At 56.0% G+C, this 4,605-nt stretch carries 3 protein-coding genes and 2 pseudogenes; 4 read left to right on the forward strand and 1 reads right to left on the reverse strand.

Going from position 1 to position 4,605, the window contains the following annotated elements; genetic code table 11:
* The 4 genes and pseudogenes from QD357_RS31210 to QD357_RS31225 all read left to right on the forward strand — a co-directional run.
* Positions 1-181 (forward strand): annotated as a pseudogene (locus tag QD357_RS31210) (plasmid partitioning protein RepA); the annotation flags it as partial.
* An 84-nt stretch (positions 182-265) separates the two neighbouring features.
* Positions 266-1,261 (forward strand): plasmid partitioning protein RepB, encoded by a 996-nt coding sequence (gene repB / locus QD357_RS31215; protein WP_414125850.1) that lies wholly within the window; start codon positions 266-268, stop codon positions 1,259-1,261.
* Positions 1,262-1,417: 156 nt separating this feature from the next.
* On the forward strand, positions 1,418-2,662 hold the full coding sequence (repC, locus tag QD357_RS31220; protein WP_414125851.1) for a plasmid replication protein RepC: 1,245 nt from the start codon (positions 1,418-1,420) through the stop codon (positions 2,660-2,662).
* Between the two features lie 151 nt (positions 2,663-2,813).
* Positions 2,814-4,109: a hypothetical protein gene (locus QD357_RS31225; RefSeq protein ID WP_414125852.1), complete on the forward strand. Its 1,296-nt coding sequence runs from the start codon at positions 2,814-2,816 to the stop codon at positions 4,107-4,109.
* Positions 4,110-4,118: 9 nt separating this feature from the next.
* On the opposite strand, the pseudogene QD357_RS31230 reads toward QD357_RS31225, so the two are convergent.
* A pseudogene (locus tag QD357_RS31230) lies at positions 4,119-4,605 on the reverse strand (hypothetical protein); the annotation flags it as partial.

The raw sequence follows: 4,605 nt of genomic DNA on the forward strand, positions 1-4,605 counted from the left end.
GCTGAGAAACCACGTATTGAAGTCAACCGCGATTTCCGATGCGTCGATCAAGAAGCAGACTTTGTACGAGGTCGAGCGGGGTGAATTCGTCCGGGCGACATACGACCGGGCAATGGAGAGCCTGAACGCAGCCAACGCGGAGATCGYCGAGCTMATCCACGGCGTCTGGGGGCGAAAATGAGAGGATTGTMAGCCGTTTTTTTTAACGTTTTGTTCAACGTCGTCAGTGGCTTGTCGGTGTTGACYGCAGGTTGGGAGGGAACTCATGTCCCGTGAAAATCCGTTCGCCAAACTAGATATGGCTTCGATCTCGGCAAATCAAACGCCGACAAAGCCAGGCTACGGAATGACCGGAGCTGCGAAGACAGTTGTTCGCTCCATCGAGGATATGGCGGAGAGTACCAAAAAGCTTATGGAGGGTGAGGTAATCGTGGACCTGGATCCGCGATTGATCGACGTGTCCTTCGTCGCCGACCGACTGTCAGATGACGGCGAGGAGTTTCAGGAACTGCTCCAGGCTATCAAGGAGTCGGGTCAGATAACGCCTATTCTTGTTCGCCCGAGCTCGACAGATGCCAAACGATATATGGTCGTGTTCGGCCATCGTCGCCTGAAAGTCGCTCGCGAGCTTGGAGTGCCGGTCAAGGCAATCGTTAAGAAGCTCGACGATATTACCTCCGCCATTGTGCAAGGACAGGAGAACGCGGCCCGTTCAAACCTGTCTTTTATAGAGCGCGCGYTCTTCGCTCAGAACMTGATTGCGTCAGGAATGACAAAGGAAACGGTTCGTTCGTCACTCGCCGTCGATGAGGCAATGCTCTCCAAGATGCTTGCAGTTGTCGAGGCGGTGCCCGCGTCAGTGATCCAGGCTCTGGGTGCATCTAAGAAGATCGGGCGCGACAAATGGCTCAGCCTTCGGCAACTGGTTCTTGCCCCTGCCCTGTCCAAGGTTGCAGTAGAGCATACGGGGTCTGCTAACTTTCAAGAGCTTCCTGAAGGTGAGCGGTTCGATGAACTCCATGACTACCTGAAGCGATACAAGGCCAAGTCAGCTGCAAAGAAGCCGAAGGCAAACGTCCCCGTCCGGGAATGGACCTCTACCGATCGCGCACTAAACGTGGTGATGAATTCGAAGGCAAAGAAAGTTGCCATCGAGCTTACGAATGTTGAAGCCAGGCCTTTCAGCGAATGGCTGTCTTCCCACATGGGTCGTTTGTACGAGGAGTACAAAGGATCGAAAACTGAAACAAACGGAGACTGAACCGCAAAAGAAAAAGGCCCCCAAACGGCGAACCGTGGAAGCCTCTCTCGTCATCTCTAGCAGGATCGAGAATCGCATTTCCCGGAATCACAGTCAAGAGTCTTGGCGCCGATTTGGTGAGCGGATTTCCTTTGCCTGAAGCAAGGTGAGTGAAAAATGCAGACGGGACATGTGACGACGCCCTTTGGGCGGCGGCCGATGTCGCTTGCCCTGGTCAGAGGCCAGATGGCGATCGACAATCCGCAGCCAGGCACGCGTATCGAAAAGTGGAAAGTGTTTCGTGACGTGTGCGAGGCACGGGAACGCCTGGGAATCCAGKACCGGGCACTTGCCGTCCTTGATGCCCTCCTGACCTTTCACCCTCACGCGGAGCTCGATCCGAGCCAGGGGTTGGTCGTTTTCCCATCCAACGCCCAGCTGTCCGTGCGTGCCCACGGAATCACCGAGACGACACTCCGCCGACAACTCGCGGCACTTGTCAATGCCGGCCTTATTCTGCGGCGCGATAGCCCGAACGGTAAACGTTATGCGCACCGCAACCGCGATGGCGAGATCGAGCAGGCTTACGGGTTTGACCTGAGACCGCTGCTGGCTCGTGCCATGGAGCTCGCCCTGATGGCGCAGGACGTCGCCGCCGAACGCGCTCGTTTCCGCCGCGCAAAGGAAGCCCTCACGATCTGCCGTCGCGATGTGCGCAAGCTGATCTCGGCTGCCGTGGAAGAGGGCGCTACAGGGAACTGGGAACGGGTGGAATCTGAGTATGTCAGTATTCTCGCCCGCCTCCCACGCTATCCGAACCGTGCGCAGGTCGAGATTACGCTCGACGAGATGGAGCTCTTGCGGGACGAGGTTCTCAACATCCTGGAAACACAGCTAAAAACTGAAGATATGTATGGCAATGCCATTCACAATGCCTGCCACATACAGAATTCAAATACCGAATCCATAAATGAAATTGAACCTAGCTCTCGAAAAGAGCAGGGCGAAAGCTTGGCGGATGAACCTCTGACGAAGAATGAGCCGAACGGAGGACCGAAGACGAAACCTGAGCCGATCAAGGCATTCCCGCTCGGAATGGTCCTTCGTGCCTGCCCGCAGATCGCTGATTACGGACCCGCYGGGCGCATTGAGCACTGGCGCGAGCTGATGAAAGCGGCCGTCGTCGTGCGATCAATGCTCGGCGTCAGCCCCTCAGCCTACGAGGAGGCCTGCAATGCCATGGGGCCGGAGAATGCGGCAGTTGCGGTGGCCTGCATTCTGGAGCGGTCGAATTTCATAACATCTGCCGGCGGATATCTGCGGGATCTGACCAGGCGCTCGGAGCGCGGGGAGTTTTCGCTMGGGCCGATGCTGATGGCTCTCATAAAGGCAAATGACGGCGGACATCGAAGGTCCGCCTGACACGGGACTGCGCCATTGACGACGGGCAAAACGCGATCGGCTTGTGGCGCTGGAGCATCAAAACTTGTCAGCCGTTTTTTTTAGTGATTTCCTATGGCAATACAGGTAGTTATCAGCGTTGACTATCGAATTCCTGCGAGGACCTGCAACAATGTGGAAGGCAAAGCAGAAACAGCTAGCGGTCGAGCAGATCAATGGTCATATCGCGAAACCCCATCCCTTGGTCGTCGGTCGTGCGCCTGAGAACACCGAAATGCTGTTCACGCCGGCCGAACTCTTCGGTGCTATGGCGCAGTGCTCCAGCAGAGCGAAGATGGACCAGCGTGCGGCTAGGGCTCAGGTTCAGATGTGCCGCCACCTTATCGCCAGACACGTAGATGACAAAAATGATCGTTTCGCATTGTTGGACACTGCCCGCACCCTCAAGGACTATGTCGGGAAGGTAATGACMGGCTTGGTTGGCGACGGTATTGCCTATCTGCAGATGGTTCGAGATGGCTATCGATGGGTAGATCATTTCGAAAACCACGCCGTTCATGGCAAGCCGCCGACCACCCGGTCACCCGACTATGTMTTTAGTCGCACAGGGGATCTGTTCGTCGCCMTTGCAGAGTCCAAGGCAACAAAGGGAGCTTCCAGGGCTGCTTTTACAAAGACTGTCAGGGACGGCTATTGCGAACAAGTCGAACCCTATCTGGGCCGCAAGATAGGCACCTGGATCGCGTCGCATGGTTATGCCGTCGGCAGCTGGATGAAGTCAGTGAAGAAGGCAGAGATATTCATCGACCACACGGTGAGTTCGGATCCGCCATCCGGTAACKACAAGGACCCTTCCKACCAGTCTGATCCCCGCGGAGTTCGGTTCGGCAGCTATTGCGGTGTCCTGACCCTCCTGTTMGGACCTGACATCGGAGAGGCGGCACGCGATCGCCGCTGGAGACCCTCGGAGCAGAACTTCACCACCGTTGACTGGCTTGGCCGGACGTGGATGGTCGGGGAAGACGCCGAGTGGGAGCCCTTGGTCGTMACTGCCGAAGATCATCTGATTTTCAAATCGGGACCGGTTCGATTTGTKAATGGTATGGCGCTGGATTTGGAAGTTGCTGGGCGTGTCTTTGCTTTGATCGAGTCKAGCGAAGGGGACCTGGATCTCATGGGAGAGCTTCCGGAATTCCCTGCCGATATCATCGAGGCAGCTAAGCGTTCCGGAGGCGCAGTCTTTCCGGACGGGTTTGCCGTTCTTGGTCGGGAGGGAGAGTTGAGCCACTATTCGCGGATATCGGTGAAGCCACCGTCGCAGGCCGCGACTGCCCTGGTTAAKACCGAGCGCCCGACCGATGCCCTGTTCGCTGAGGGAATTCCATTGATCGAGGCTCGCTCGTATACAAGCCCCGACGCTAAAGTTGTTAAGGAGAACCAGGCCCTGCTCTACCTCACTACCGACTAGCGATGGTGCCTAAAGGCATCCCGTGCCGCCTAGCTTTATTCCGTTCGACAAYCCATCATTATTGTCGTGTTCATCCTCGGCCTCGCGTTCGAAGTCGGGAATATCCCCATCGTCTGGAGCGATATCCGGCTGCATCGATTTTTCATACTCGTAGGTGGGGAAGGTGATATCCATCGTGACAGTACGGTGCGGCTGAGCCTTCAAATAGCTTTCGACTATTTCTCTCTTTGGCTGGCCATCCGCGATTTTCAAGAGGTATGCGCTCTCAACGGCCTTTGGGTCCCGCTTGAAGAGGTCCTCTCGGAACTGGGCTTCCTCGTTTTTCTGTCCCTCGTAAAGCCGCTCTGGTTCAATAATTAGGCCGTCCAGTCCGCGAAGGTTGAAAAAATGAGAGAGAATGAGCAACGTCCAAGGGGTCGGATGCACCCGATTGGCAAATAGCGTTTTCATGTTCGTAGGTAATGTGTGAGTGAGCCAGAACCMAGAACGCAAGTAC

It is taken from the genome of Rhizobium sp. BR 317 (assembly GCF_047445835.1).
In the GTDB taxonomy this organism is placed as follows: domain Bacteria; phylum Pseudomonadota; class Alphaproteobacteria; order Rhizobiales; family Rhizobiaceae; genus Rhizobium; species Rhizobium paranaense.